Raw genomic sequence first — 26561 nt, forward strand, 5'->3', positions numbered from 1 at the left:
TGTGACCGACGCTCCCGCCTCGGCGGCCCGCAGGCCGGGTGAGCAGGTGCTCGCCGCACTCGGCCTGGGCGCGCCCGCCCTCGACCCCGCCGACGCCTCGCCCCACGGCTTCCCGGGCGGCGGCCGCTGGCGCACCGAGATCCCCTCGTGCGAGGGACCCGAAGCGCTCGCGGTCGTACTGAAGGAGGCCGCACGCCTCGACGTGCCGGTGCACCGCATCAGCCAGGGCAGCGGCGTGTGGATGCTCACCGACGCCGAGATCACCGAGATGGTGGAGGCGACGGGCGAACGGGACATCGAGCTGTGCCTGTTCACCGGCCCGCGCGGCACCTGGGACACCGGCGGCTCGGTCCGCTCCGACTCCCGCGGCGCGGGCCCGCGCGCCCGCGGCCACGACGCCGTCGCCGGGTGCGTCGAGGACGCCGTACGGGCCACCGGGCTGGGTGTCGGCTGCCTGCTCGTGGCCGACGAGGGCGTGCTGTGGACCCTGCACCGGGCGCGGCGGCAGGGAATCATCCCGCCGGACACGACCCTGAAGGTCTCGGCGCTGATCGGCCCGGTCAACCCCGCCTCGTACGCGGTGTACGAGGGGCTGGGCGCCGACTCCGTCAACGTGCCCAGCGATCTGACGCTGGCCCACCTCACCGAGATCCGCCGGGTGTCGGCCGCCCCCATGGACATGTACATCGAGGCCCCGGACGACCTCGGCGGCTATGTGCGGATGTACGAGGTCGCCGAGCTGATCCGGCGCGGCGCACCGCTCTACCTGAAGTTCGGCCTGTCCAGGGCGCCCGGCATCTACCCGTGGGGCACCCATCTGCGGGACGTGGCCCTGGACACCGCCCGGGAGCGGGTGCGGCGCGGCCGGCTCGCCCTGGACCTGCTCGCCCGGCACGGCGCGGACGGCGACATGGCGCCGCTCGGCTCCCGGCTCCCCGGCCCGCTCCACCGCTTCCGCACCACGCCGTGACCCCTCGCCATCACCACATGCCCCCTCGCCACCACCGCAAGCCCCCGCGCCAGCACCGCAAGCCCCTTCGCCACCACCGCAGGACCCTTCGCCACCACCGCAAGCCCCCGCGCCAGCACCGCAGGACCCTTCGCCCCGACGAGACGACCCCAGAAGGACAAGGACGGATCACCATGCGCAACCGCAGAGCCGCACTCGCCGCGATAGCCGGAGCCGCCTCGCTCGCCCTCACGCTGACCGCCTGCGGCCAGAGCGGCGAGGGCGGCAGCAAGGAGAAGTCGGGCGACGCCGAGGGCGGGACCATCGGCATCGCGATGCCGACCAAGTCCTCCGAGCGCTGGATCAACGACGGCGACAACGTCGTCAAGGACCTCAAGGCCAAGGGCTACAAGACCAAGCTGGTGTACGGCGAGGACGACCCGGACACCCAGGTCTCGCAGATCGAGAACCTGATCACCCAGGGCGTCAAGGGCCTGATCGTCGCGGCCATCGACAACAAGTCCCTGAGCAACGTGCTCCAGGAGGCCGCGGACGCGGACATCCCGGTCATCGCCTACGACCGCCTCATCCTCGGCACCAAGAACGTCGACTACTACGCGTCCTTCGACAACGAGAAGGTCGGCCGGCTGCAGGGCACGTACATCGTGCACAAGCTGGGGCTGGACAGCGGCAGGAAGGGCCCGTTCAACATCGAGCTGTTCGCCGGCTCCAACGACGACAACAACACCCGGTACTTCTTCGACGGCGCGATGAGCGTCCTGAAGCCGTACCTGGACAGGAAACAGCTGGTCGTCCGCTCCGGCCAGAGGGCGCTGAACCAGGTCACCACCCTGCGCTGGGACGGCGCGACCGCGCAGAAGCGCATGGACGACGTCCTGACCTCGTCCTACAAGTCGCAGCGGGTCGACGCGGTCCTCTCCCCGTACGACGGCATCTCCATCGGCGTCCTGTCCTCCCTCAAGTCGGACGGCTACGGCTCGGGGAGCAAGCCGCTGCCGGTCATCACCGGCCAGGACGCCGAGCTGGCCTCGGTGAAGTCGATCATCGCCGGTCAGCAGACGCAGACCGTCTACAAGGACACCCGCAAGCTCGCGGAGGTGGCCGCGACCATGGTCGACGACGTCCTCAGAGGAAAGAAGCCGCAGGTCAACGACGCCAAGTCGTACGACAACGGCACCAAGGTCGTGCCCGCCTACCTGCTCCAGCCGGTGAGCGTCGACAAGGCCGACTACCGGCAGGTGCTGGTCGACGGCGGCTACTACACCGAGTCCGAGCTCAAGTAAGCGCCCGCCCCTACGGATTGGAAGGCACGACCATGGCGGGACCCGTCCTGGAAATGCGCTCGATCGTCAAGACCTTTCCCGGTGTCACGGCGCTGTCGGACGTCACCCTGACCGTCCGGCAGGGCGAGGTCCACGCCATCTGCGGGGAGAACGGCGCCGGCAAGTCCACCCTGATGAAGGTGCTCTCCGGCGTCCACCCGTACGGCAGTTACCAGGGAGACGTCCTCTTCGAGGGAGAGGTCTCCCGGTTCAGGGACATCCGGGCGAGCGAGCAGCACGGCATCGTCATCATCCACCAGGAGCTGGCGCTGGTGCCCCATCTCTCGGTCGCGGAGAACATCTTCCTCGGCAACGAGCACGCCCGGCGCGGGCTCATCGACTGGAACGACACCCTCGAGCACGCCACCGAACTGCTGCGCCGGGTCGGTCTGGACGAGCACCCGCAGACCCGCGTCGCCGACATCGGCGTGGGAAAGCAGCAGCTCGTGGAGATCGCCAAGGCGCTCTCGAAGCAGGTGAAGCTGCTGATCCTGGACGAGCCGACCGCGGCCCTGAACGACGAGGACAGCGGCAAACTGCTCGGCCTGATCCTGGAGCTGAAGAACCAGGGCATCACCTCGATCATCATCTCCCACAAGCTGAACGAGATCCGCAAGGTCGCCGACTCGGTGACGATCATCCGGGACGGCCGGTCGGTCGAGACCCTCGATGTGAGGGCGCCGGGGACGACCGAGGAGCGGATCATCGCCGGCATGGTCGGCCGCGACCTCGACCACCGCTTCCCCGAACGCACCCCGCACCGGCCCGAGGAGGGCGCCGCCCCGGCCCTGGAGATCCGGGGCTGGACCGTGCACCACCCGATCGACCGGCAGCGCAGGGTCGTGGACGACGTGTCGCTCCATGTGCGCCGGGGGGAGATCGTCGGCATCGCGGGCCTGATGGGCGCCGGCCGCACCGAACTCGCGATGAGCGTCTTCGGCCGCACCTACGGCCGGTACGCGGGCGGCACGGTCCTGAAGGACGGCAGGGAGATCCGGACCAGGACCGTCGCCGAGGCGGTCCGGCACGGCATCGCCTACGTCACCGAGGACCGCAAGCACTACGGCCTCAACCTCATCGACACCGTCAACCGCAACATCTCGCTGACCGCGCTGCACAAGGTCGCCAGGCGGGGCGTGGTGGACGAGCACGAGGAACGGAAGGTCGCCGAGGGCTTCCGGACGTCCATGAACATCAAGACGCCGACCGTCTTCGAGCCGGTGGGCAGGCTGTCGGGCGGCAACCAGCAGAAGGTCGTCCTCAGCAAGTGGATCTTCGCCGGACCCGAGGTGCTGATCCTGGACGAGCCGACCCGCGGCATCGACGTGGGCGCCAAGTACGAGATCTACACGGTCATCGACCGGCTCGCCGCCCAGGGCAGGGCGGTCGTCTTCATCTCCTCCGAGCTGCCGGAACTGCTCGGCATGTGCGACCGCATCTACACCATGGCCGCGGGCCGGCTGACCGCGGAGGTGCCGCGGTCCGAGGCCACCCAGGAAGTGCTGATGCGCCACATGACGAAGGACGAGAAGGCCCGGAACGGCACGGCGGACGAGAAGGACGAAGAGGTGACGCGATGAGCGCCGATGTGACCGCCAAGAGCCCGGCCCCCGCGCCGCCGGGCGGGAGCGGCCCGGCCGCCGTGGGGGGACTGCTCCGGCTGATGCTCGACGGCCTGCGCCGCAACATGCGCCAGTACGGCATGCTGATCGCGCTCGGTCTGATCGTGGTCCTCTTCGCGATCTGGACCGACGGGGACCTGCTGCTGCCGCGCAACGTCTCCAACCTGGTGCTGCAGAACAGCTACATCCTGATCCTCGCGATCGGCATGATGCTGGTGATCATCGCCGGGCACATCGACCTCTCGGTCGGCTCGCTCACCGCGTTCGTCGGTGCCTTCGCGGCCGTGCTCACCGTGCAGCACGGGGTGGCCTGGCCGCTCGCGCTGGTGCTGTGCCTGCTGGTGGGCGCGGTGGCCGGGGCGATGCAGGGCTTCCTGATCGCCTATCTGGGCATCCCCTCCTTCATCGTCACCCTCGCCGGGATGCTTCTCTTCCGGGGCCTGACGGAGATCCTGCTCAAGGGCCAGACGCTCGGCCCGTTCCCGGGCGGTCTGCAGAAGATGGGCAACGGCTTTCTGCCGGAGGCCGGTCCGGACACCAACTACCACAACCTCACCCTGCTGCTCGGTCTCGTGCTGATCGCGGCCGTGGTGTGGCAGGAGGTCCGCGACCGCCGCCGCCAGCAGGAGTTCGCCCTGGACGTCCTGCCGGTGCGCCTCTTCCTGCTCAAGCTGACCGCGCTGGTCGCCGCGGTCCTCGTGCTGACCCTGCTGCTCGCCAGCTACAAGGGCGCCCCGATCGTGCTGATCGTCCTGGGCGCGCTGGTGGTCGGTTACGGCTATGTGATGCGCAACGCGGTGTTCGGCCGGCACATCTACGCGATCGGCGGCAATCTGCCGGCGGCCAAGCTGTCCGGTGTGAAGGACAGGAAGGTCACCTTCCAGGTCTTCCTCAACATGGGCGTGCTCGCGGCCCTGGCGGGACTGGTCGTCGCCGCCCGTCTGAACGCGGCCTCTCCGAAGGCGGGCGTCAACTTCGAGCTGGAGGCCATCGCCTCGTCGTTCATCGGCGGCGCGTCGATGAGCGGCGGTGTCGGCACCGTCCTCGGCGCGATCATCGGCGGTCTCGTCCTCGGCGTGCTGAACAACGGCATGAACCTCCTCAGCGTCGGCACCGACTGGCAGCAGGTCATCAAGGGCATCGCCCTGCTGGTGGCGGTCGGATTCGATGTGTGGAACAAGCGCAAGTCCGGTTCGTAGGCACCCGGAGACCGAAGAGGGAGCTCCCATGGAACTGAACAGACGCACGGTCATCGCCAAAGCCGCGGCCGCGGGCCTCGCCGCGACCGCGCTCGGCGGCACCGCCGAGGCCGCCCAGGGAAGGAAGCCGGTGAAGGAACTCTTCGGCACACTGGCCGACGGCACGAAGGTGTACCGCTGGTCGCTGGAGAACGGCGGCACCCGGATGAAGGTCCTCTCCTACGGCGGCATCGTCCAGTCCCTGGAGATCCCGGACCGGCACGGACGGTACGCGAACGTCTCGCTCAGCTACGACAACCTCGCCGCGTACGCCGCCGGGACCACCTACTTCGGCGCCACCATCGGCCGCTACGGCAACCGCATCGCCAAGGGCCGCTTCAGCCTGGACGGCACGGCCTACCAGCTGTCGGTGAACGACGGCGTCAACAGCCTGCACGGGGGCGCCAAGGGCTTCAACACCAAGGTGTGGGACGTCGAGGGCTTCACCGCCGGCTCCGACGTGGGGCTGCACCTGTACCGCACCAGCCCCGACGGGGAGATGGGCTACCCCGGAACCCTCCGCACCGAGGTGACCTTCACCCTCACCCGGCACGGCGACTGGCGGATCGACTACGAGGCCACCACCGACAGGCCGACGGTCGTCAATCTCACCAACCACACCTACTACAACCTCGCGGGCGAGGGCAGCGGCAGCATCTACGACCACGAACTCCAGCTGGCCGCGGGACGGTTCACTCCCACCGACGCGGGCCTGATACCCACCGGCGAGCTGGCCGAGGTCACGGGCACCCCGTTCGACTTCACCCGGCCCAAGCCGATCGGGCGGGACCTGCGCACCGGTCACCGGCAGCTGGTCACCGCCAAGGGCTACGACCACAACTTCGTGCTCGACAAGGGCGTGACCGCGGAGCCGGAGCACGTGGTGACACTGCGCGACCCCGGGTCCGGCCGCACCCTGAAGATCCTCACCGACCAGCCGGGGGTGCAGTTCTACTCGGGCAACTTCCTCGACGGCACACTGGTCGGCCCGTCCGGGCGCACCTACCGCCAGGGCGACGGCCTGGCCCTGGAGACCCAGCACTTCCCGGACTCGCCGAACGAGCCGTCGTTCCCCTCCACCGTGCTCCGGCCCGGCCGGACCTACCGTACGACGACGGTCCACACCTTCGGCGTCTGAGATCACCGCTGCTCAGCGCGGAGTGAACTGGCTCACGTGTCTCATGAGTTGAACGCCACCTGGGCCGCCTCCGTATCCATGGGCGGCCCGTGCTCCCCCGCACGGGCCGCCCTTCGACGGAGGTTCCCTTGCCTGACAACGTCACCTCGTTGTTCCGCAACACCGCCGCGCACAGCCCTTCGATGGCGGCGCTGACGCGGGAGAGCGACGGGTCGGGCCCGGTGGACTTCTGCATCCCGTGCAACCCCTACTTCCCCACCCCCGCCATGTTCGAGGAGCTGGCGGCCCGGCTGCGCGAGATCGTCACGTACTACCCGAGCGGCGCCGACACCATCACGGCCGAGCTGTGCAGCCTGCTCCAGCTGCCCCCGCAGTGCGTGGCGATGGGCAACGGCTCGACGGAACTCATCACCTGGATCGACCACCTGCTGGTCCGCGAATCGCTGGCGGTCCCCGTCCCCACCTTCGGCCGCTGGACCGACCAGCCGATGGAGACCGGCAAGCGGGTCGACATGTTCCCGCTCCAGGAGGCGAACGGCTTCGCACTGGACCTGGCCCGGTACGCGGAGTTCATCCGGGCGCGGGGGACCCGGGTGGCGGTGATCTGCAACCCGAACAATCCGGACGGGGGCTATCTGCGCAGGCAGTCCGTCGTGCAGTTCATGGACGCGATGGCGGACCTGGACCTGGTGGTCGTGGACGAGTCGTTCCTGGAGTTCGCCGACGCGGAGACGGAGCCGAGCGTCGTGCAGGAGGCGATGCTGCGGCCCAACGTCGTCGTCCTGCGCAGCCTCGGCAAGAACTTCGGTCTGCACGGCATACGCTTCGGCTACCTGGTCGCGAACCCGGCGCTGGCCGGCCGCGTCCGCTCGATGCTGCCGAAGTGGAACCTCAACTCCTTCGCCGAGCACGTGGTGTTCATGCTGAAGGAGCACGGGGCGGAGTACGCGCAGAGCCTGCTGCAGGTGCGGCGCGACCGGCTGGAGATGGCCAGCCATCTCTCCGCCCTGCCCGGTCTGACGGTCTACCCCTCCCAGGGCAACTTCCTCTTCGTGCGCCTTCCCGTCGGCGCCGAGGGCACGGTGGTCCGGGACCGGATGCTCACCGAGCACCGGATCCTGGTCCGCGAGTGCGGCAACAAGATCGGTTCGTCCAGCCGCTTCCTGAGACTCGTGGTGCGCCCCCAGGTCGACGTGCGTCGCCTGGTGTCCGGCCTGGAGCAGGTGCTCTACGGGTCCAGGAGGGGAGTCGCCGTACCCGAGCTGAGCAACGGGACCAGCTACAGCTCGGGTACGGCGGCCGTCGACCGGCTGATGAGCGAGACCAACGGGTCCGGCCTGCGCCTCACCGCGGCCGCACCCGCCCCGGCCGTCGGCACCGGCATGCCGCTCCCCGCCGCCGTACCCCCACCCGGCGGCGGGATGCCGATGCCGGCGGCAGCCCAGGCCGTACCGGTGCAACAGCCGGTGGCGGCTCAGGCCGTACCGGTGCAACAGCCGACGGCGGCCCAGGCCGTACCGGTGCAACAGCCGACGGCGGCCCAGGCCGTACCGGTGCAACAGACGACGGCAGCACCACCGGTACAGCAGCCCATGGCCCCCGTGGCCGTCTCCGTCCCGGTCCCCGCGCCCGTCCCGGTCCCCGTCCCGGCACCGGCCCCCGTCCCGGCGCCCCCGCCGGTGACGGCCCCCTTCACCGCACCGGTACCCGCGCCCCCACCAGTACCTGCGCCCGCGCCTGCCCCCGCGGCCCCTGCCGCCTTCCCGGCTCCTGCCCCCGTGCCCGCCCCCGTCCTGGCGCCTGCCGCCGTGGCCGGTCCCACCCCGCCGGGCGTGCCGGCCCGCGGGGGTCTCACCGCCGCCCAGGTGCGCGGCATGACGGCGCCGGGAACCCCGGTCCCCGGTCTGACCCCGGCGCCGCCTCCCGGTCTGACTCCGGCGCCGCCTCCCGGTCTGACCCCGGCGCCGCCTCCCGGTCTGACCCCGGCGCCGGCCACCGGCTGGCCCAACGCCCAGAGCTGGCCGAACGCGGCGGGGATGGGGCAGGCGGGGTAGGGCGGCCCGGGTCAGCTCCCGTTCGTGCGGGCGATCTCGACGTTCTCCAGGACACCGAGGGCGTCCGGCACCAGCACGGCCGCCGAGTAGTAGGTGCTGACCAGGTAGGAGATGATCGCCTTCTCGTCGATGCCCATGAACCGCACGTTCAGGCCCGGCTCCACCTCGTCCGGGATCCCGGTCTGGTACAGGCCGATGACGCCCTGGTCGTCCTCGCCGGTGCGCATGGCGATGATCGACGACGTGCCCTGCTCACTGATCGGGATCTTGCTGCACGGCAGCAGCGGCACCCCGCGCCAGGCGGGCAGGTGGTTGCCGTGCAGTTCGACGCCGCCGAAGTAGATGCCCCGCTTGTTGCACTGGCGGGCGAACGCGGCGATCGCCTTGGGGTGGGCGAGGAAGCAGCGGGTCTTGCGCCGCATGCTCAGCAGCTCGTCCAGGTCGTCCGGGGTCGGCGGGCCGGTGTAGGTGGAGATCCGCTGATCGAAGTCGGCGTTGTGGAGCAGGCCGAACTCCGCGTTGTTGATCAGCTCGTGCTCCTGCCGCTCGCGCAGCGCCTCGATGGTCAGCCGCAGCTGCTGCTGCGTCTGGTTCATCGGCTCGTTGTAGAGGTCGGCGACCCGGCTGTGCACGCGCAGCACGGTCTGCGCCACGCTCAGCTCGTACTCGCGCGGGGCGAGTTCGTAGTCGGCGAAGGTCTGCGGCAGGGTCTCCTCGCCCGTGTGCCCCGAACTGAGCACGATCGCCGCCTCGCCGGACCGGTTCAGCCTGCGGTGCCCGTTGGAACTGATCTGCTGCACATGCGTGCGCAGCGCCTCGTGCCGGTCGGCGACCGCCTTGTAGGCGGCCAGCGGCAGCGCGAGAACCGTGGTGGCGGTCGCGGCGCGGGCCGTGAAGTCCCACTTCTTGACCTGCCCGGCCAGCACCCGGCCGCCGAAGGTGTCCCCGTCGGCCAGCAGTCCGATCATGGCCTCGTCGCCGTACGGCCCCTCGCCGATCTTCTCGACCTTGCCGTGCGCGATCAGGTACACGTGGTCGGCCTTGCGACCCTCCTCCACGATGACCTGGCCCGGCGCGAACTCCCGCTGCACGAACCGGTCGGCCAGCGCACCGAGCACATCGCCGTCGAAGAAGCCGCGCAGCAACGGCAGTTCGCCCAGCTCGGCGGGGACGACCTTGACCTTCGAGCCGGTCTTCACGAAGGACACCCGGCCGTCGCCCACGGTGTACGACATCCGGCGGTTGACCCGGTACGTGGCTCCGGGCACGTTCACCCACGGAAGCATGCGGATCGCCCAGCGGGAACTGATGCCCTGCATCTGGGGTTCGGACTTGGTGGTCGTGGCGAGATTGCGCGCCGCCGCGGTGCTGAGGCTCTGCTGCCCCCGCTGCTGGGCCGGCCCCGCGTCCGGGCCCGCTGCCGGTGCTGTCGCCGTGTCGAGTGGCATGACTCTTCCTCGTCTCCCGTGGCACAAGCGGTCGCGACGACCGGTCGTCGTCGTCACACTGCGTGCACAGAACTATCAGAGGTGTCATTACGTTGAGTGAGGGAAACGACAGGCGCGCGAAGGAACCCCCGTCCATGCCCTGCGCTCCCGCGCGCCCCAACTCTCAAGAGTTGCTGATCAGATCGATCACGGGTCAACCGAACAGCCATCGACACTCTTGAAGGTGCCTAACACTCACAGTAGTCGACTGGGCGGACGTACATACCGCGGCACCCACCGGCCCCGCGGGCACCGTCACCCCGGGCGCCGACGGCAACCGGGCCGGGACACAGGCGAATTCGCCCCGGCACGGCACGGTCCTGTCCGCCGGATCCCGCCCGGCCCCCGCCACTATGCTCCACGGCATGACCATCAACGAGGACCTCGCCGACATCCTCGACCGCGGCGCCGCGACGACGGAGTCGCAGCAACTGCTCGCCGCCCTCGCCGACCACGGAGTCCATGTCCCCGTACAGGGGAATGGATCCGTCCTGTTCCTGCAGAACAGCGAGGACGGCAGCCCCGTCCTCCCCGGCTACGTCAGCGAAGCCTGCTGTGCCGCGCGGCTGCCGCAGGCCGCAGGAACGGTTCACTGCGATGCCCTGCGGCTCCTGGACATCTCCCAGCAGACCGGTGTCGGCGTCCTCGCGCTCCACTCGGACGCGAACTGGGCGCGGGTACCGCTGCCGTTGCTGTCCCGGACGCTGCGCGAGCGAGGCCAGCGGGCGGGAGGCCAGCAGCTGAGGCTCACCTGGTCGACGGACCCCGTCGCCGTGGCGCTGCGGGACGCCCTCGCCCGGCGGATCAGGGAGTTCACGGCCGTCCGTACGGTCTGGGTGTCGCAGGCGCGCCGCATGGACACCGGCTTCGAGCACCTGATGCTGCACATGGCCGTCGACGAGCCGCTGCCGTCGGCCTCGGCACACCGGCTGATGGAGACGCTGCTCGCCGAGGAGGTCGCACTCGGCGACGGCGCGCCCCAGGTCGGCCTGATCGCCCTGCACACCGAGACGCACGCGGCGACGATCGCCGAACTGGAGCGCATGGGCCTGGACACCGTGCGGTCCGATGCCGCCACCGGGCGCGTCGACGTGATCTCCAGGGAGTTCGACGCGCCGCGGCAGTGATCGGCTACGTCACGTGCTCGGGCACTGCTTCCACGCGAGGTGGTACACGGTGCTGATGTCCCCGTCGGTCGAGTCCATCGTCATGAAGCTGACCTTGCTCGGGGAGCTGCCCGCGCTCACCCGCAGCTCGGTGTTGATGTTGAAGTTGCGGAGCACTCCGCAGGGGGCCCAGACCAGTTGGGCCCAGTCGGTGCTGTCGCTGGCCTGCCAGTCGTCGTTGTAGGCGCCCCTGAACGGGTGGGTGATGGACGCCGTGTTCGGGGAGCCCTGGAAGTAGTACGACGCCTTCTGCGTGGCGGACGCGCCCGGCTGGAGCGAGAGGAAGCCCCGGTAGTCCGCCTCGGCGATGGCGTAGGTGAAGCCCTGCGGGACGTGGACGACCAGGTTGAGCTGGCAGTTCTTGCGGAAGGCCGTGGGGTCGGAGTTGCCGCCGGCCTGGGCCAGGTAGTTGCTGTAGGTCACCGTGAAGGCGGTGTTGTCCGGGGAGACGGCCACCGCGGCCGTACCCGCGGGGCAGCCCGAGCCGTTCACCGTGGCGACGTCGATGACGATCTTGTCCGGGGGCGGGTCGTCGAAGACGGGGGAGGAGGTCGAAGCGGGTAGCGCGGTGGTGAGGAGAGCGGCTAAGGCGCCGCTCAGCAGAAGTCCACCAGCCATGGTTTCTCCCGGTTGTCGAGTGGGGGGTTTCGGCCTCCGATCCGCCCGTTCAACTTTGAAGAATCTGTGCGGAAACTGTGAAGGACGGGGAGGCGAGGGAATCGTAGGAAGCCCCGTCCCGGCCGGGGAGGGTGAACTCCGGCCATTCACTCCGGGCCGTTCACACGTCCCGGGGCATCAGGGGTTCTCCCAGGCCGCCGGTTCCGCCGCCAGCGCCCGCACCGGCTCCGGCAGCGCGTCCGCCGCCAGGTCGGCGACGGTGACGCCCTCCAGGATGCGGCGCACATTGGCGCGCAGGGCGATCCACAGGGGCAGCAGCGGCTGCGCGGTTCCCGTGTACGACAGGCCCGTGGGGCGTTCTCCGCGGACCGACACGATCGGACCGTCCACGCCCCGGATGACGTCCGCCACCGTGATCGCGGCGGCGGCCCGGGCCAGCCGGTAGCCGCCGCCCCCGCCACGCCGGCTGTCGACGATTCCGGCACGTCGCAGGTCCCCCAGGATGCCTTCCAGGAACTTGTGCGGAATGTCCTGCACGGCAGCGATTTCCTCTGCCTTCACCGGGCCGTCACCCTGCCGTACGGCCAGCTCCAGTACCGCCCGTACCGCGTAATCCGCCCGCGCCGAGATCCTCATGTGTCCATTGTGGGGCGTGTGTCCATGGAGAATGGCCGGACCGCGCCCCCGTAAGATCGCCCGGGAGGATCCACCTTGGCGCTCAGCAGACGTACCTTCAGTGCCCTGGCCGGCTCGGCCGCGCTCGGCTTCGCCCTGGGCGGCAGCGGCGGCCCCGGGGCCTCCTCGGCGTACGCCGCGCACAGTGTGCCGACCGGCCCCCCGCCGGCCCCGCCGCGCGCCGACGGACGGCGGCACACCATCGGGTACGACCCGTACTCGCTGCTGGTCGACGGGCGGCGGCTGGTCGTGTGGTCCGGCGAGATGCATCCCTTCCGGCTGCCCAGCCCCTCCCTGTGGCGCGATGTGCTGCAGAAGATGCGGGCGCACGGGTACAACGCCGTGAGCATCTACGTGTCGTGGAACTACCACTCCCCCGCGCCCGGGCAGTACGACTTCTCCGGCGTCCGGGACCTCGACCTGTTCCTGCGCACGGCCGCCGAGACCGGGCTGTACGTCATTCTGCGGCCCGGCCCGTACATCAACGCCGAGATCGACGGCGGCGGCTTCCCGGGCTGGCTGACGGCCACCAGGGGGACGGCGCGCACCGCCGACCCGACCTATCTGTCGCACGTCGACGAGTGGCTGACCCAGGTGAACCGGATCGCCGCCCGGCATCTGTTCACCCAGGGCCGGGGCACGGTCCTGCTCTACCAGATCGAGAACGAGTACGACGCCCACGTCCGGGAGGCGACCGGCCGGGACTACATGTCCCACCTGTACAAGAAGGTCAGGGGCGACGGGATCGACGTGCCCCTCTTCCACAACGACAAGGGCCGCAACGGCTACTGGGCCCCGGGCTCCTTCGACACCGGCGGGGAGCGGGGCGGCTGGCTGTACGGCTTCGACGGGTACCCGTCGCCGGCGCAGACGCCACCGGACTGGGGGCACTTCGGGCCCGGCGGGCTCACCGGCGGGGCCACCGCCTCGCCGCGCACGCCCGGGTTCGTGCCCGAGTTCGGGGGCGGCTGGTTCGACCCGTGGGGCGGGGCGGAGTTCGACGGCAAGGGGTACGCCGAGTCGCGGCGCACCCGGGACGCGGCCTACGAGCGCCGCTTCTACCTGACCAACCTCGCCAACGGCCTCACCCTGCACAACGTGTACATGACCTTCGGCGGGACCTCGTGGGGCTGGCTCCCCGCGCCCGTCGTCTACACGTCGTACGACTACGGTGCCGCCATCGACGAGGGCCGCAACGTCACCGACAAGATCGCCCCGATGCACCAGCTCGGGCATCTGCTCCAGCGCGTGCCCGACTTCGCCCGGCTGGACCGGGCGGCGGAGGTGAAGGCCGAGGGGCTGAAGGTCTACCACCTGACCAACCCCGACACCGGCACCCATGTGTACGTGGCCCGCAACGACGGCGCGGAGCCGGTCACCACCGACCTGCCCACGGACGCCGGGGACCTGCCGGTCACCGTGCCCGCGCGCGACGCCCGCATGCTGACCACCGGGCTCCCGCTCGGCAAGCGGACGCTGAAGTACTGCACCGCGCAGCCCATGCTGCACCTGGCGGTGGGGCGGCAGGAGATCGCGGCGTTCGCGGGACGCCGGGGCGACATGGCGGACCTGGTCCTCAAGTGCCCCCAGGAGCCCACCGTCGTCCGCCTCGACCCGGAGGCCGCCTGGGCGTACGACGGCAACGAACTGCATGTCAACGCGCCCCTGGGACAGGGCGGTCTCACCCGTGTGCTGGTCGACAAGGGCGAGAGCGACACTCCGCTGCTGCTGCTCTTCGCCGACGACGCCACCGCCGTGCGCATCTTCCCGTACGACACCCCCTCCGGCACCCTGCTGGTGTACGGCCCGGCCCTGCTGCGCCACGCCGAGGTGCGCGGTTCCGAGGTGCATCTGACGGGTGACGTCATCGGGACCACCGGCGTGGAGGTGTGGGGGCCGCGCGGCATCGCGAGCCTGGTGTGGAACGGGCGCAGGGTGCCGACCCGGGTCACCATGTCCGGCAGCCTGATGACCACCGGGCTGCTGCCGGCCGTGCCCGAGGTGCGGCTGCCCCGGCTGGACGGCTGGCGGATGCGGACGGAGAACCCGGAGGCCGGGCCGGGCTTCGACGACTCGTCCTGGAAGACCGCCGACAAGACGTCCTCGTACAGCGTCACCCCGGTCCCGAAGGGCCGGCCGGTGCTGTTCGCCGACGACTACGGCTTCCACTACGGGGACGTCTGGTACCGGGGGTCGTTCACGGACGCCTCCGGCATCGAGGAGGTCTCGCTCGCCTACAGCACCGGTACGCAGGGCCTGCTGATGGCATGGCTGGACGGGGAGCCGCTGGGCACCCACCGGATGCCGGTGCCGGACAAGAAGACCACCCTCCGCAAGGGCAGCTGGGACGCCACCGCCGCCTTCCCCGTGCGCGAACGGCTGCGCTCGCCCGGCCGGCACGTGCTGTCGGTCCTCGTCCGGCGCATGCAGCGGGACATGGACGGCAAGGCGCTCGACACCCACAAGGCGGCCCGCGGGCTGACCGCCGCCCTCTTCAAGGGGGCCTCGCCCGAGGTGACGTGGCGGATCCAGGGCGAGGCCGCGCCGGATCCGGTGCGCGGGCCGCAGAACAACGGCGGCCTGTACGGGGAGCGCCAGGGCTGGCACCTGTCCGGCTTCCCCGACCGGGACTGGGAGGCGGTGACCTTCCCGCGGGCCGAGCGGCGCCAGGGCGTGACCTGGTACCGCACGACGTTCCGGCTGTCCGTGCCGGCCGACATCGACGCCTCGGTCGGCCTGACCCTGGAGGACGACCCGTACCGGGCCTACCGGGCACAGATCTTCCTCAACGGCTGGAACATGGGCCAGTACATCAACGACGTCGGCCCCCAGCACACCTTCGTCCTGCCGAACGGCATCCTGCGCACCCGGGGCGACAACACCCTTGCCCTGGCGGTCCTCTCGGAGTTCACCACTCTGTCCGGACCGGGGAAGGTCCGGCTGACCCTGCTGGGCCGGGCGGCCGGGGGGACACCGGTGACCCCGGTGGCCTCCCCCGGTCACTGAGTCCGCCCAGGCGGGCCGGATCACGTCCGGGGCGTCGGTGCGCAGTCCGCCGTCGTCCGCGGCGGGCGGTCCGGCCGCCGGCGCGCCCGCTCGTCGACGGGCCGGACGGGACCTCCGTCCGGCCGCCCACGGAGGCGGTCATTCCGTGTTGAACGACGGTCGTCGGATCGCATGACGTGAACACACACGGGCGCGTACGCTCGGACGAGCCGCACACCGGCGGTGAGAAGGGGGACCGATGATCATCGCGGGTGCGCGACGGCGAGCGGCACGACTGGCCGCACGGCTGCGTCGCTCCCGTCCGGGCTCGGCGATGCGCCTGCTGGCCGCGGACCTCGTCACCGCCGTCTGCGCGCGGGCGCAGGCGCCGGGCGACGTACGGGACCTGTGCCGGGCACTGTGCGAGGAGATGAGCGCACGGCGGGCCGGACGGCCGGTGGAGCTGCGCTTCGAGCGCTTCCCCGACGAGATCGAAGTCACCGGCCTGTGCGTGGAGTTCCAGGACTTCGACCTGGTCATCGTGGAGGAACGGGCCGCCGCCATGCAGCAACTGGTGATCCTCGGACACGAGTTGTGGCATCTGCACGCCGGGCACCGGCACCACGACCTGGCCGGGGCCGCCGCGGCCCGCGCGCTCGCGGACGAGCCGGCCCTGCGCGACATGGCACTGACGGTGGCCGCCCGCAACGGCTCCCGGGAGGCCGACGAGGCCGAGGCCGACGACTTCGGCCACCGCCTGGCCACCCTGCTCCGGCCCCGGCTCACCGGGTCCGGGGACGGCCCCGGCCCCGGCACGCCCCTCGACCCGGTCCAGCGCTCCCTCGGCTACCGCGGACGCGGCGGAGCCGCGCGGTGACCCTGGCGCTGAACCCCTCGCACCTCCTCGGCGAGTTCTACATCTCCTTCTGGATCCCGACCGCCGTGCTCACCGCCGCCCTGGTGATCAAGCTGCCCACGATCATCCGGCTGTGGCGGGACCCGCTGCTGCGCGCGGTCGGCGGACTGCTGCTGCTCGCCTGCGGGGTGTTCGTGTTCTGCACGCCCTCCACGATCGCCGCCGTCAACCGGCTGACCGGCGTGCCCAACATCTCGGCGCCCTGGTGCTATTCGCTGATCACCGCGTTCTGCGGGTCCTGTCTGCTGCTGATCATCACCTGGCGCAACGGCCTGCCCGAGCGTTCGGCCGTCACCCGTCGCGCACTGCGCTGGGTCGTCTCGCTCTACTCCGGGGTGATCGTCGCCCTCTGGGTGCTGTTCCTGCTCGCCGACGCGTCCGAGGAGCGGCTGCGGGACCTGGACACGTACTACGCCACCACCCCGTTCATGAGCGAGGAGATCCTGCTCTACCTCGTCGCGCACGCCGTGGCCGTCCTGGTCACCTCCAGGCTGATCTGGAACTGGGTGCGCACCGAAGGGCTGGACGCCTGGCTGCGCTGGGGGCTGAAGCTGCTGGGCGCCGGCTACGTACTGAACCTGATCTTCGACGCGTCCAAACTGATCGCCGTCACCGCGCGCTGGACCGGGCGGAACCTGGACTGGCTCAGCACCGACCTCGCCCCGCCGGTGGCCGCCCTGTCCGCCATCCTGATCGCGGTCGGCTTCATCCTGCCGCACGCCGGCCAGTACCTGCACGACCGCTGGCGGGTCCGGCACGCCCACCGCGAACTGGGGCCGCTGTACCAGCTGATGCGGGCTTCCAGCGGTGAGGGCGTGCCGTTCGTGCTGCGGGCCACGCCCGAACTGCGGCTGACCCGGCGCGAGACGTTCATCCGGGACGTGCTGCTGCCGCTGGCCCGGCACATCGACACCGGCCTGGGCAGGCGCTCGTACGAGGCCGCGCTCGGCCTCGGCCACCCCCCGGAGCGCGCCCGGGCGCTGGCGGCCGCGGTGAGCATCCTCGACGCGATCGAGGCGAGGCACCGCAGCCCCGAACCGCCCGAGCCCGCCGACGGGCCCGACACCACGAGCCTGCTCCAGGAGATCGGCGCGGTGTCCCGGGCCCTGCGCCACCCCGACGAGATCGAGGCGGTACGCACCCGTGCGACCGCCCCAGCAGAGAGCGTGCCCGTCCATGAGTGACCGCCCCACCACTGCCGTCGTCCTCGGCGGCTCCCTCGCCGGCATGCTCGCGGCCCGGGCCCTGGCCGCCTTCGCCGACCGGGTCACCGTCGTCGAGCGGGACGCGCTGCCCGAGGGGCCCGAACCGCGCCGGTGCCTGCCGCAGGCCCGGCACGTCCACCAGCTGTGGTCGGGCGGGGCGCGGGCCCTGGAGGAGCTGCTGCCGGGCGTGACCGGGCGGCTGCGGTCCGCGGGGGCGCACCGGTTGCCGGTCACCACGGACATGGTGTGCCTGTCGCCCCACGGCTGGTACCGGCGGTGGGCCGAGTCGCACCACATGATCCTGTGCAGCCGCGATCTGCTGGACGCGACCGTGCGCGCGCAGGTGCTCGCCGACGGGCGGATCGAGGTCGTCGAGCGGGCCGAGGCGGTCGGGCTCACCGGCACGGCCGCGGCGGTCACCGGCGTCCGGATCCGCACGCACGACGGCACCGAGCGGACCGTCGCGGCCGATCTGGTCGTCGACGCCAGCGGGCGTGGCTCGCACACACCGCAGTGGCTGACCGGGCTGGGGCTGCCCGAGCCGGAGCGGCGCGAGGTCAACTCCGGCATCGCCTACGCGAGCCGGCTGTACCGGGCGCCCGAACAGGCACGGGACGGCTTCCCCGTGGTGAACCTCCAGCCGGATCCGCGGACGGGACGACCCGGCCGCGGCGGTGTGCTGCTGCCGGTGGAGAACGGCCGGTGGATGGTGACGCTCTACGGCTCCCGCGGCGGCGAACCCTCCGCGGACACCGGCGACTTCCTGCGCTACGCCCAGGAGGAGATGCGGCACCCGATCATCGCCGAGCTGCTCGCGGGTGCGGAGCCACTCACCGACGTGACGGTCACCCGGACCACCGCGAACCGGCGCCACTTCTACGAGCGGATGCCGGCGTGGCCGGAGAACTTCGTGGCCCTCGGGGACGCGGTGTGCGCGCTGAACCCCGTGTACGGCCACGGGATGTCCGTCTCGGCCCAGTCGGCGCTGGCGCTGCGGGACGTGCTGCGCCGCCGTGGCGGGCTGCGCGGTGCGGGTCTGTCCCGGCAGATCCAGAAGGAGGTGGGGCGGACGGTCCGCACGGCCTGGGACCTGGCGATCGGGGCGGACGTGTTCTACCCGGGCGCCACGGAGTCCGGCCCCACCCTGCGCGACCGGGTGCTGTCCGCGTACGTCGACCGTCTGCTGTACACGGCGACCGGCAACGGCCGGATCGCGCGCAGGGTCACCGACGTGACGTCCCTGGAGCGGGGCCCGGAGGCGCTCCTGGCGCCGGGCATGCTGCTCGCCGCGGCGGTGGGTCCGCTGAAGCCGCGGCTCGCGGCGCCACCGCTGACGGCGCACGAGCGAAAGGCTGCGGGGGGCTTGTAAGCGGAGGTGTGGGGGCCGGTCGCGCAGTTCCCCGCGCCCCTTTGGGGGTGGCTACGGCCGTCTTGCACGTGCAGGTACGCGGAGGCGATCGCGCAGTTCCCCGCGCCCCTTTGGGGGTGGCTGCGGCGGTCTTGTATGTGCGGGTGGGTGAGGGGCGGTCGCGTAGTTTCTCGCGTCGCTTTGGGGGGTGCAGTCCTTGTCGGTCAGCCCTCGAAGGGGGGCTGGGGGAGGCCCTTGCCCGCTTTCGGGATCACTAGGAGCGAGCCGGACATGGGGTGGGGCGAGGACAGACCCGTGCGTGCCGTCGTGACGTAGAGGTCGGTCAGATCCGGGCCACCGAACGCGCAGGCCGTCGTACGCGGCGTCGGCAGGGCCAGGACGCGGTCCAGCTCGCCGGACGGCGTGTAGCGGCGCACCGCTCCCCCGTCCCACAGGGCCACCCACACGCACCCCTCGGCGTCGACCGTCAGGCCGTCCGGAAAGCCGGCGCCCACCTCGATCTCCGCCAGCCTACGGCGGTTGCGGATGCCCCCGCCGTCGTGGTCGAAGACGTCCACGCGCCGGGTCGGCGTGTCGGCGTAGTACATCAGACGGCCGTCCGGGCTCCAGCCGGTGCCGTTGCTGATCGTGACGTCGGGAAGGATCGTCCGCACCCCTCCGTCACCGGTCAGCCGGGACAGCGTGCCGCCCCCCGGCGCCTCGTCGTAACGCATCGTGCCCGCCCACAGGGACCCGTCGGGAGCGACGGCCGCGTCGTTCGCGCGGCGCCCGGGCACCGGCTCGTGGTGCAGCCAGCGGAAGGTGTCGTCGGGATCCAGCAGGCCGACGCCGTCCCGCAGGTTCAGCACCAGCCCGCCGCCCGCCCGGGGCTTCGCCGCCCCGACGTGCTGCTCCGTCGTACGCACGGTACGGCGGCCGGACGAGGGGTCGTAGGTGTGCACGCGCATGCCCAGGATGTCCAGCCAGACCAGGCGCCCCGCCACCGGGTCCCAGGTCGGGCCCTCGCCGAGCGCCGCCTCCGCCTGGACGGCGACCTCGTACCGCGTCATGCCGCGCCCCGGTGCCCGAGCCGTTCGGACAGCTCCGCCGCCCCCTTCACGGCCAGCTGCTCCAGCTCCGCCCGGCGCCCGTCGCTCCAGCGGATCATGGGGACCGAGATGGACAGGGCGGCGACCACCTGGCCCGCGCGGTCGCGTACCGGTGCCGCCACGCAGGACACGTCCGGGTTGGACTCGCGGCTCTCCACCGCGATGCCCCGCTCCCGGATCCGCGCCAGGGCCTCGCGCAGGGCGGCGGGTTCGGTGATGCTGTTGGGGGTCATCGCGGTCAGCTCGGCGCCGTCCGGGATCCGCGCCGCCAGCTCCTGCTCGGGCAGCGAAGCAAGCAGCATCTTGCCGACCGAGGTGCAGTGGGCCGGCAGCCGGCGCCCCGCGGCGGAGACCATGCGCACCGCATGCGTGGAGTCGACCTTGGCGATGTAGATGACGTCGGTGCCCTCGAGGATCGCCACATGGACCGTCTCGTCGCAGGTCTCGGCGACCGAACGGGCCACCTGCTGCCCCTCGGCCGCGAGGTCGAGCTGCTCCGCGTAACGGCTGCCGAGCTGGTACGGGCGCACCCCGAGCCGGTACCGTCCGGGCTGTCCCGGCACCGGCACGATGTACGAGCGTGCGACGAGCGTGGTGACCAGCTCGTGCACGGTGGTGCGCGGCAGCTGCAGCCTGCGCACGATGTCGGGGGCGGAGAGCGTCCCGTCCCCGTCGAGGAACAGCTCCAGAATGTCGAGAGCCCGGGTCACGGCAGGCACGAGGCGTCCCACGTCCGGCCCCCTCCCTTGGGTCTAAGCGCCTGTGTTCGAAATTTCAACAGGCGATCGGCATGACGAACACAGGCTAGTCATGGTGTGTTGCGCGGGCAATGGCCGTGCAGTCCGCAGCGCTCGCACCAGGCTTCCGGGCGGGATCCGCGGCGGGTCCCGCGGCGGGTTCCGCGGCGGGTCCCGTGACAGCGCGACGGCTCGGCGTCCGCCGCCGTGGGCGGACCCTTGACCGCCTTCGTCCGGGACCGCGCCTGAGCTGCTCCGACCCACGGCGGCCCCGTCGCCGCTCCGGGCCCACGGCAGCCCCTTCGCCGCTCCGGACCCACGGCACCCCGTCGCCGGCGCAGCGATCAGCGGCGGTGACGTCCCGCTGCCGCGGGCCCGGTCCTTCTCCTCCGGGAGGCCGGTGGGGGACGATGGCCGCGATGCCCTCCGCACAGCGAACACCCGGTCCCTTCACCCGCCTCGACTTCCAGCTCGTGGTGCTGCGCCGTATGGCCGACCACAATCAGGACCTGGTGGAGGACGCCCGGCGCTCCCTGGGCGTCTCCATCGCCGAGATGCGCGAGGCCAACAAGCGCTGGCAGGCCATGCTCCGCTCGCCGCGGGCCCGGTCCGGCGCCGCCCGCTACCGCTCGGTCCTCGGTGAACCCGAGGCCGTGATCCGGCGCCGCCTCGGTGACGTCGGCTGCGAGGCCCGGCAGTGGGCGCTGCCGCTCTGGCCCGACCTGCGTTTCGAGGTGCTCGTCTCCCCCGAGGGCGCCGTCTGGAACGAGTGGCTGGTCCGCGCGCCGGGCGTCCCCGCCCCGGAGCTGCGCACGCTGGACGACCTCACGCCGTGGTCCTGCACGGTGGACGAGGCCGCCCGCGCCTTCGCCCCCGCCCGGCCCCTGGAGGGCACGGCCCCCACCCGCTGGGGGCTGGCCTTCGCCGCCCCCGGCCGGGACGGCGTACGGCACGACGTCGTCGCCGAGTTCACCTGGGGGCTGCTCCAGCGGACGGCAGTGCGCACCTGAGCCGACCCCTGCAGGTCCACCCACCGGGTCCACCCACTCGGTCCACCCGGGTCACCCACCCGGTCCACCCAAGTCCACGCAGGCCCACCCACCATGTCCACCCAGGTCCACGCCGGCCCCACGCCCACCCCACGACGGCCTCACGCCGACCCGCCCCGGCCCCTCGCCGACCCGCCCCGGCCCTTCCCCGACCCCGCCCCGTCCCGAGCGCCTCAGGCGTCGAAGGCCGTGGCCCTGGTCTGCTTCTCCCAGGCGGTGACGTCCTCGCGGACCTGGTCGAGATGGGTCAGGACCGCGCCCACCCCGTCGTCGCCGAGCGGCAGCCGGAGCGGAGTGTGCTCCGCCTGCAGCGCGGCCAGGATGACAGCCGCCGCCTTGGCCGGGTCACCGGGCTGCGTACCGTCGCCCCCGGCGACCAGCCCACGGGTCTCGCTCACCCTCGCGTACACCCCGCTGTCCGCGCTGACGCCGGCCCGCGCGGGGTCCATCAGCGAGGTCCGGAACCCGCCCGGCTCCACGATCAGCACCTTGATGCCGAACTCCCGCACCTCGTCCGCGAGCGCCTCGGACATGCCCTCCAGCGCGAACTTCGTCCCGCTGTACGCCCCGAAGCCCGCGAAGGACATCTGCCCGCCCATGCTGCTCATCTGCACGATCGCACCCGCACGCCGCTCCCGCATGTGCGGCAGCACCGCCCGCACCAGGGCCGCCGGGCCGAAGACATGCAGGTCGAACAGGTCCTGCAGTTCCTGGTCGGTGGTCTCCTCCAGGGCTCCGACATGCGTGCGGCCCGCGTTGTTGACCAGCACGTCGATGCGCCCGTGCCGCGCCACCACGTCCCGTACGGCCTCCTCGACCGCCGCCGGGTCGGTGACGTCCAGGCGCACCGCCTCCACCTGGTCCGGATGCGCAGCCACCAGGTCGTCCAGTGCCCCGGGGCGCCGGGCGGCGCCGACCACCACGTCACCGGCGGCGACCGCCGCCCGTGTGATCGCCCGCCCGAATCCGCTGCTCGCACCGGTCACCAGCCACACCTTGTTCACGGCTACTCCCCGTAGGTTCCTGGGTCCTTTTCCTTCTGACACGCATCAGCCTGCTGCCGCACACCGTTGCCCGTCCAAGACCTTCGGTGATAGCCAACGGTTATGACGATCGACGTCCACGCCCGGGACCTGCGCTACTTCGTCGCGGTTGCCGAAGAGCTGCACTTCACGCGCGCCGCCGAGCGGCTGTACGTCTCGCAGCCCGCGCTCAGCAAGCAGATCCGGGCGCTGGAGCGCCAGTTGGGAGCGGAACTGTTCCGGCGCGATCAGCACGGGGTGGCGTTGACGGGCGCGGGTGAGGCGCTGCTGCCGCACGCGCGCACCGTGCTGGCGGCGTGGGAGGCGGGCGCGGCGGCCGTGGAGGCGGCCAGGGCGGCGCAGCGCAGCACGCTCGTGGTGGGCATGAGCACCAGTCCGGGCCGGGGCGGGCTGCTGCCGGCCATCCGTTCCCGGTTCACCGCCGCGCATCCCGAGGTGACGCTCCGGCTGCGCCAGATGGGCTGGGACGATCCGACGGCGGGCCTGGCGGACGGCACGGCGGACGTCGCCTTCGTCTGGCTGCCGCTGCCCGACGAGGAGCGCTACGCCTGGACGGTGCTCGCCGAGGAACCCCGGCTGCTCGCCCTGCCCGAGGCGCATCCGCTCGCCGCCCGCGCCGAGATCGACTTCGCGGACCTGCTGGACGAGCCCTTCCTCGCGCTGCCCGAGAGCGCGGGCCGGCTGCGGGACCACTGGCTCGCGCTGGACGCCCGCCACGGCCGGCCGCCCCGGATCGGCGCGGAGATCTCCGGGGCGGAGGAGACGTACGAGGCGCTGGTCGCCGGTCTCGGGGTCTGCCTGGTGGCCGAGGGCAACGCCCCGCTGATCAGCCTGGGCGGGGTCACCACCCGCCCGCTGCGGGGCATCGGCCCCAGCCGCTATGTGCTGGCCTGGCGCCGCGAGGACGCACACCGGCCACTGGTGCGGGCCTACGCCGAGGCGGCCCGGACCACTGCGGGGGCACGCTAGCGCGCCGCAGGGGCGCGGAGCCGATGTCCCCCGTGCGGCTGCCGCCGCCGCACGTGCGCGAACGGTCACGCCGTCGCCGCACGGACGCGAGCAGCCACGCCGGCGCCGCAGACGTTCGACGGCAGCATGTCGCGGCCCTTCCGGCGTGAACGCCCGGCGGAACGCTCATACCGACGCTCACGCCGCCGCCAGGATCGCCTCCGTCACGCGCTCCAGGGAGCCGGGGTGCAGCCACAGGAACAGGTTCGGTTCCACCAGCTCCAGTTCCATCAGGCGGGGCTCGCCGTCCTCCCCGTCCACGAGGTCCACGCGCGCGTAGAGCAGTCCGGGTGCGCCGGGTACGGCGGCCAACGCCTGCTCCGCCACGGCGAGTTCGGCCTCGGTGGGCCGCCAGCGCTCCAGGCCGGGATGCGCGACCTTGTCGGCGTCGTACGGCGTGCCGGGCGCGAGGACGGCGCCCTTGCGGCTGGCGTGCAGCAGGCGGCCGCCGAAGAACTGCAGCGCCCGCTCCCCGCTGACGTCGATGTCCCGCATGTACGGCTGCACCATCGCGGTGAAGCCCTCCGCGTGCATCCGCTCCAGCTGCCGCGCGGCCCGGTCGTGCTCGGCGGGTGTGTAGCGGGCGGCGAACCGGGCGCCGGCACCGGAGGTGGGCTTGATCACGTACTCGTGGTCCGCGGACAGGCCGGCCCGCTCGCCCGGGGCGATGTACCGGGTGGGGACGGTGGGCACGCCGGCCGCGGCCAGCTCCCCGAGGTAGCGCTTGTCGGTGTTCCAGCGCACCACGGCGGGTGGATTGGCGAGGCGCGTCACCGAGCCGACCCGCTCCACCCATGCCGCGAACTCCTCGGCGCGCCAGCTGTAGTCCCAGGTCGAGCGGATGACGACGAGGTCGAAGCCGCCCCAGTCGGTGTCCGGATCGTCCCAGGGCCGGGCCACCGCGTCGGCCCCCGCCTCTCGCAGGGCCCGCACCAGCACCGGCAGGTCGCGGTCGTGGCGCGGCTCGGCCCCGGGGTCGTAGGTGGCGAGTGCGATGCGGGGCACGGCGGACTCCCTGTCGTACGACGGTTCGATCACCGGCGAGGCTAACAACCACCCGGGAACCGGCACACCGCATTTGACCTTCACCTTCGGGGAAGCCCCAGCATCGGTGGCGGAAGCGAGGAACGCGAGGTTTTCATGGAGCTGCTGACGATCGGGGCCTTCGCGAGAGCGAGCAGGCTGTCGCCGAAGGCGCTGCGACTCTACGACGAGCTGGAGTTGCTGCGGCCCGCACGTGTCGATCCGGCCACCGGATACCGGTACTACGCCCTCGGGCAGCTGGAGCAGGCCCGGCTCGTGGCCTGGCTGCGACGGCTGGGCATGCCCCTGGCGGAGATACGCACGGTGTGCGCCCTCGACCCGGCGGGCGCCGCGCGGGAGGTCCGGGCGTACTGGGGGCGGGTCGAGGCCGAGACGGCCGCCCGGCGGGATCTCGCCGCGTTCCTCGTCGACCAGCTGACCGCCGGACCGAGAAGGGATCACACCACCATGCTGGAACTGCGATATGCCGCCCACTCCGACCGTGGGCACGTCCGCCCGGCCAACCAGGACACCGTGTACGCGGGCCGCAGGCTGCTCGCCGTCGCCGACGGCTGCGGGCCGGCGGGAGCGCTCGCGAGCAGCGCCGCCGTGGAGGCGCTGCGGTTCCTGGACGAGGGCGAGGAACTCGCGGCGGGCAACGTGCTGAACCTCCTGGAGGAGGCCGTGCGGGGTGCGGGCGAGGCGGTGCGGGACGTTGCGGGCGACGGTGAGGAGGGCGTGGGCACCACGCTGACCGCGCTGCTGTGGACGGGGACGAAGCTGGCGCTCGTCCACATCGGGGACTCACGGGCGTATCTGCTGCGGGACGGCGAGCTGTTCCGGATCACCCACGACCACAGTGTCGTGCAGTCCCTGATCGACGAGGGGCGGCTGACGCCGGAGGAGGCCGCGAGTCATCCGCAGCGGGCCCTGCTGCTCAGGTTGCTGGGGAGTGGTGCGGCTTCGGTTGCGGATCTCCGGCTGCACGAGGCGCGGGCCGGTGACCGGTATCTGCTGTGCTCCGACGGGTTGACCGGTGCGGTCCCGGACTCACGGATCAAGGAGCTGCTCGGCGGGGAGGACGCCGTTCACGCACTGGTCGACGAGGCCAATGCGGCCGGCGGGTCCGACAACGTGAGCTGTGTGGTGGCCGACGTCGTCCTTTCCATGCGCCCACCCGCGTCCGTCGGATAGAAGTGCCCCCATGGCGATCCACGGCACCGACGCGTACGCCGGCCTGGGCGGGCTCCCGCCCCTCGTGCGGGACGCTCTGACGGCCGCCCGCGCCCACCGCTTCCCGTACTCCTGCCGCCCCGAACAGGGCCGCCTGCTGCACGCGTTGGCGGGCGGCGCCCCGGCCAGGATCGGTGAGAGCGGCACCGGGCTCGGCGTAGGGCCGGCCTGGCTGGCCTCGGCGGCGGGGCCGGGCGTGCGGCTGTACAGCGTGGAGCGGGATCGGGAGCGGTCGCGGGCGGCGGCGGCCGTCTTCGCCGAGCGCCCCGAGGTCACCGTGCTCACCGGCGACTGGCGGCGGATCGAGGAGTACGGCCCCTTCGATCTGCTCGTGCTCGACGGCGGCGGGCAGGGGAAGGCGCCCGGGGACCGGCCCGCCGACGTCGAGCGGCTGCTCGTGCCCGGCGGGACGGTCGTCGTCGACGACTTCACCCCGGCGTGCGGCCGGCCGCCGCTGCACGAGGGTGTGCCCGACACGGCCCGGCTGCACTGGCTGGGGCATCCCGCCCTGCGTGCGACCGAATTGCGCCTTGCGCCCGACCTGAGCACGGTCGTGGGGACGAGGCTCCTGGTGTAGGAAGGATGCTGTCGTCCACCGAGTGTTCCTGAGTTTTC

General features: G+C 72.0%; 22 protein-coding genes. 15 read left to right on the top strand and 7 right to left on the bottom strand.

Annotated features, from left to right (window positions below; translation table 11 throughout):
* The first annotated feature begins 1 nt into the window (after position 1).
* From ACZ7P3_RS07785 to ACZ7P3_RS07810, 6 genes are all read left to right on the top strand, one after another.
* Positions 2–970, top strand: coding sequence for a hypothetical protein (locus ACZ7P3_RS07785; RefSeq protein ID WP_472079718.1), 969 nt, complete (start codon positions 2–4; stop codon positions 968–970).
* A 173-nt stretch (positions 971–1143) separates the two neighbouring features.
* The gene (chvE, locus tag ACZ7P3_RS07790) at positions 1144–2253 is read left to right on the top strand and encodes a multiple monosaccharide ABC transporter substrate-binding protein (RefSeq protein ID WP_472079720.1); all 1110 of its coding nucleotides are present in this window, start codon (positions 1144–1146) and stop codon (positions 2251–2253) included.
* A gap of 32 nt (positions 2254–2285) precedes the next feature.
* A complete protein-coding gene (gene mmsA / locus ACZ7P3_RS07795; protein ID WP_472079722.1) occupies positions 2286–3872 on the top strand; it encodes a multiple monosaccharide ABC transporter ATP-binding protein in 1587 nt (528 codons plus the stop codon).
* Positions 3869–5113, top strand: a complete 1245-nt coding sequence (mmsB, locus tag ACZ7P3_RS07800) for a multiple monosaccharide ABC transporter permease (RefSeq protein WP_472079724.1) — start codon at positions 3869–3871, stop codon at positions 5111–5113. The genes mmsA and mmsB overlap by 4 nt, the downstream gene beginning before the upstream one ends.
* A 28-nt stretch (positions 5114–5141) precedes the next feature.
* On the top strand, positions 5142–6290 hold the full coding sequence (locus ACZ7P3_RS07805; protein ID WP_472079726.1) for an aldose epimerase family protein: 1149 nt from the start codon (positions 5142–5144) through the stop codon (positions 6288–6290).
* 128 nt (positions 6291–6418) lie between these two features.
* Positions 6419–8344 (top strand): pyridoxal phosphate-dependent aminotransferase, encoded by a 1926-nt coding sequence (locus ACZ7P3_RS07810; protein WP_472079728.1) that lies wholly within the window; start codon positions 6419–6421, stop codon positions 8342–8344.
* Between the two features lie 11 nt (positions 8345–8355).
* Here ACZ7P3_RS07810 and ACZ7P3_RS07815 read toward each other — a convergent pair whose 3' ends face one another.
* On the bottom strand, positions 8356–9792 hold the full coding sequence (locus ACZ7P3_RS07815; RefSeq protein ID WP_472079730.1) for a family 2B encapsulin nanocompartment shell protein: 1437 nt from the start codon (positions 9790–9792) through the stop codon (positions 8356–8358).
* Positions 9793–10196: 404 nt separating this feature from the next.
* Between ACZ7P3_RS07815 and ACZ7P3_RS07820 the strand changes: the two genes are divergently transcribed.
* On the top strand, positions 10197–10958 hold the full coding sequence (locus ACZ7P3_RS07820) for a hypothetical protein (RefSeq protein WP_472079732.1): 762 nt from the start codon (positions 10197–10199) through the stop codon (positions 10956–10958).
* Positions 10959–10967: 9 nt separating this feature from the next.
* On the opposite strand, the gene ACZ7P3_RS07825 is transcribed toward ACZ7P3_RS07820, so the two are convergent.
* Both ACZ7P3_RS07825 and ACZ7P3_RS07830 read right to left on the bottom strand, forming a co-directional pair.
* Positions 10968–11615, bottom strand: a complete 648-nt coding sequence (locus tag ACZ7P3_RS07825) for a DUF4360 domain-containing protein (RefSeq protein WP_472079734.1) — start codon at positions 11613–11615, stop codon at positions 10968–10970.
* A 177-nt stretch (positions 11616–11792) separates the two neighbouring features.
* Positions 11793–12251 (bottom strand): RrF2 family transcriptional regulator, encoded by a 459-nt coding sequence (locus ACZ7P3_RS07830; RefSeq protein ID WP_472079736.1) that lies wholly within the window; start codon positions 12249–12251, stop codon positions 11793–11795.
* 75 nt (positions 12252–12326) lie between these two features.
* On the opposite strand from ACZ7P3_RS07830, the gene ACZ7P3_RS07835 reads away from it, so the two are divergent.
* From ACZ7P3_RS07835 to ACZ7P3_RS07850, 4 genes are all read left to right on the top strand, one after another.
* Complete coding sequence (locus tag ACZ7P3_RS07835) at positions 12327–15296, top strand: glycoside hydrolase family 35 protein (protein ID WP_472079738.1); 2970 nt, start codon at positions 12327–12329, stop codon at positions 15294–15296.
* Between the two features lie 238 nt (positions 15297–15534).
* The gene (locus ACZ7P3_RS07840) at positions 15535–16152 is read left to right on the top strand and encodes a toxin-antitoxin system, toxin component family protein (protein ID WP_472079740.1); all 618 of its coding nucleotides are present in this window, start codon (positions 15535–15537) and stop codon (positions 16150–16152) included.
* Positions 16149–17375 carry an MAB_1171c family putative transporter gene (locus tag ACZ7P3_RS07845; RefSeq protein WP_472079742.1) on the top strand — a complete coding sequence of 409 codons (1227 nt, stop codon included), beginning with the start codon at positions 16149–16151 and terminating at the stop codon, positions 17373–17375. Before ACZ7P3_RS07840 ends, ACZ7P3_RS07845 begins: the two co-directional genes overlap by 4 nt.
* Entirely contained in the window at positions 17368–18765 is a 1398-nt protein-coding gene (locus tag ACZ7P3_RS07850; protein ID WP_472079744.1) for an NAD(P)/FAD-dependent oxidoreductase, read from the top strand. Before ACZ7P3_RS07845 ends, ACZ7P3_RS07850 begins: the two co-directional genes overlap by 8 nt.
* A gap of 203 nt (positions 18766–18968) precedes the next feature.
* Here ACZ7P3_RS07850 and ACZ7P3_RS07855 read toward each other — a convergent pair whose 3' ends face one another.
* Both ACZ7P3_RS07855 and ACZ7P3_RS07860 read right to left on the bottom strand, forming a co-directional pair.
* The gene (locus ACZ7P3_RS07855) at positions 18969–19814 is read right to left on the bottom strand and encodes an SMP-30/gluconolactonase/LRE family protein (RefSeq protein ID WP_472079746.1); all 846 of its coding nucleotides are present in this window, start codon (positions 19812–19814) and stop codon (positions 18969–18971) included.
* On the bottom strand, positions 19811–20584 hold the full coding sequence (locus ACZ7P3_RS07860) for an IclR family transcriptional regulator (protein WP_472079748.1): 774 nt from the start codon (positions 20582–20584) through the stop codon (positions 19811–19813). The genes ACZ7P3_RS07855 and ACZ7P3_RS07860 overlap by 4 nt, the downstream gene beginning before the upstream one ends.
* Positions 20585–21000: 416 nt before the next feature.
* On the opposite strand from ACZ7P3_RS07860, the gene ACZ7P3_RS07865 reads away from it, so the two are divergent.
* Positions 21001–21600 (top strand): hypothetical protein, encoded by a 600-nt coding sequence (locus ACZ7P3_RS07865; protein WP_472079750.1) that lies wholly within the window; start codon positions 21001–21003, stop codon positions 21598–21600.
* Between the two features lie 212 nt (positions 21601–21812).
* Here the strand turns inward: ACZ7P3_RS07865 and ACZ7P3_RS07870 are convergent, their stop codons facing one another.
* On the bottom strand, positions 21813–22643 hold the full coding sequence (locus tag ACZ7P3_RS07870) for an oxidoreductase (protein ID WP_472079752.1): 831 nt from the start codon (positions 22641–22643) through the stop codon (positions 21813–21815).
* A 102-nt stretch (positions 22644–22745) separates the two neighbouring features.
* Between ACZ7P3_RS07870 and ACZ7P3_RS07875 the strand changes: the two genes are divergently transcribed.
* Positions 22746–23651, top strand: a complete 906-nt coding sequence (locus ACZ7P3_RS07875) for a LysR family transcriptional regulator (protein WP_472079754.1) — start codon at positions 22746–22748, stop codon at positions 23649–23651.
* A gap of 177 nt (positions 23652–23828) precedes the next feature.
* Here ACZ7P3_RS07875 and ACZ7P3_RS07880 read toward each other — a convergent pair whose 3' ends face one another.
* Positions 23829–24695 (bottom strand): ATP-grasp domain-containing protein, encoded by an 867-nt coding sequence (locus tag ACZ7P3_RS07880; protein ID WP_472079756.1) that lies wholly within the window; start codon positions 24693–24695, stop codon positions 23829–23831.
* Between the two features lie 135 nt (positions 24696–24830).
* Here ACZ7P3_RS07880 and ACZ7P3_RS07885 point away from each other — a divergent pair, with 135 nt between their 5' ends.
* Positions 24831–25907 (top strand): MerR family transcriptional regulator, encoded by a 1077-nt coding sequence (locus ACZ7P3_RS07885; protein ID WP_472079758.1) that lies wholly within the window; start codon positions 24831–24833, stop codon positions 25905–25907.
* A 10-nt stretch (positions 25908–25917) separates the two neighbouring features.
* Positions 25918–26523, top strand: a complete 606-nt coding sequence (locus ACZ7P3_RS07890; RefSeq protein WP_472079759.1) for an O-methyltransferase — start codon at positions 25918–25920, stop codon at positions 26521–26523.
* Positions 26524–26561: the final 38 nt, after the last annotated feature.

The sequence above is a fragment of the Streptomyces sp. NPDC107581 genome (genome assembly GCF_055657175.1).